Source organism: Bacteroides sp. AM16-13, from assembly GCF_003602705.1.
Lineage (GTDB): Bacteria > Bacteroidota > Bacteroidia > Bacteroidales > Bacteroidaceae > Bacteroides > Bacteroides xylanisolvens.
The window spans coordinates 1-1,860 of the sequence record NZ_QTLK01000071.1; the positions used below are offsets into that span (position 1 = coordinate 1).

Sequence of the window (1,860 nt, forward strand, 5' to 3'; positions counted from 1 at the left end):
TCTTCCATAAATGAGAATTTAGCAGTTGGTTTGACCATCTAATTTAGCTTCTATCTCTTTGATGGATGGCATTGTACCTTCCACCTTTTCGGGATAGAGTTTTTCAAGTTCATATTCGGATATTCCGAGGGGCTGGCTGCTTGATTCCAAAGCATATTGAGCCAAAGTATTGTTTTTCTGCTTGCAAATAAGTAATCCAATTGTCGGATTATCGCGTCCCTCCTTGCGAAGAAGATGATTGCAAGCTACAACATAGCCACCCAACTGACCGGCATCGGCAAAGTCGAACTCACCGATTTTCACCTCTACCACCACATAGCAAGACAGTTTGAGGTTGTAGAAGAGTAAGTCTATAAACTTTTCTTTTTCTGCTATTTGTAGGCGATACTCTTTGCCAACATAGGCGAACCCTGTGCCAAGCTCCAATAGGAAGTTTGTGATGTTATTCAGCAATGTGTCTTTCAATATGCGTTCATTATATTTTCCACGCAAACCAGTGAAAGAGAAGTCGTAGGGGTCGCGTGTCAGTTCCTGTGCCAAATCGCTATCTACATCAAGGAGTGTACTCTTGAAATTTGTCAGAGCTTTGCCGCTGCGTTCATACAGATTTGTACCCAATACGTTGAGTAATATATCTCTGCTCCAACCATTTTCCAATGTTTGACGGACATAGAACAACGCCTTGTCGGAATCATTTGAGCATTTGTCAATGATATAGCGGTGATGCCCCCAAGGAATTGAGAACAAATCGGAATACAATCTTTCCACAAGTTGTGGAAGATTTGCCTTTTCAGATTCTTCCACAAGTTGTGGAAGATTTACAATCTGTTGGTTATAAAGAACATAAAAACGTTTTGCATAGCGGATAGAAGTTTCGGACAGTCCTTCGACATCTGGCATTTCATGGCGCAAATCACGGCTTAGTGTAGCGTAAAACTTACTGCCATACTTGTTGTCCGCCTGTTTTTCCTCTATGTCCTTGCCAAGTTCCCAATAATAGCGAAGTATTTCTTTATTCACCTTTATTGCCGCCTTGATTTGGCTGCTACGATAACGCTTTACAAGCTCCTTGACCCATAAAACGTAATCCTTATCTAATATGCCGATAGATTTACCCATAATTATATTTCTATTTCACTGATTTTTAGTTTGCCAGACATTAACTTCGGAAGAAGTGTGTCGCGCATCTTTGCCAACCTTGCATTTTCAAGACTGTTAAAAAGTATCGTTTTGATAAAAGGAAGAACTATTTCTCCAAACCTTTTTACATATGGACTTTCTTTTGAGTAGATGGGCAGACATTCAACATCTTTTGTATTTATGCCAGGGATTGCAGCCTTGCCTCCATTTGAATTAAATTGGTTTATAATGTATGGTGTATGCATATAAAAATATGCAAACGCATTATAGCCATTATCCATTAAGTCTAAAAGGAAGACATGCTCGTTGATATACATTTTGCTGAAAGGAAATCCTTCTCCAAAGATAGAGAAATTTGGAATAAAATATCCCGGCTTGCCTCCGTCTTTGTAAATCAATAGCTCATATCCATTAATCTTTCCCTTTTTTATAGTTTGGGCATATTCTTGGGGAATATATTTTGTCTTAGAATAGTCATAATATCCCAATCCCTTAATATTTTCCGCACCAATGCTCGGAATACCTTTTAAAGTAGCACCACCTTTCGGTCTCTTTCCACTTTCTATATTGTGAGGTATATTTTGAATGTATACTATTGGTAGCTCTTTTGGGGTAGTTCCCAGCTCTGAATCCACAAATTTGCCATCCCTGAACGGTTCAAAATCCACGAACCACGACTTGAACAACGCCTGTGCCTGCTGCTCTAAATTATCATTTATC

2 protein-coding genes are annotated in these 1,860 nt (G+C 39.1%); both read right to left on the minus strand.

What is annotated here, in order from left to right:
• Nucleotides 1–18: 18 nt before the first annotated feature.
• Complete coding sequence (locus DW173_RS23590; RefSeq protein WP_118194670.1) at nt 19–1,119, minus strand: YhcG family protein; 1,101 nt, start codon at nt 1,117–1,119, stop codon at nt 19–21.
• Nucleotides 1,120–1,121: 2 nt separating this feature from the next.
• The coding region (locus DW173_RS24265; protein WP_233562296.1) for a restriction endonuclease subunit S at nt 1,122–1,860 on the minus strand (739 nt) is incomplete at its 5' end.

What these genes read in the sequence shown, in the direction of transcription:
- DW173_RS23590 (WP_118194670.1), bottom strand. Translation starts at nt 1,119, where the DNA reads ATGGGTAAATCTATCGGCATATTAGATAAGGATTACGTTTTATGGGTC.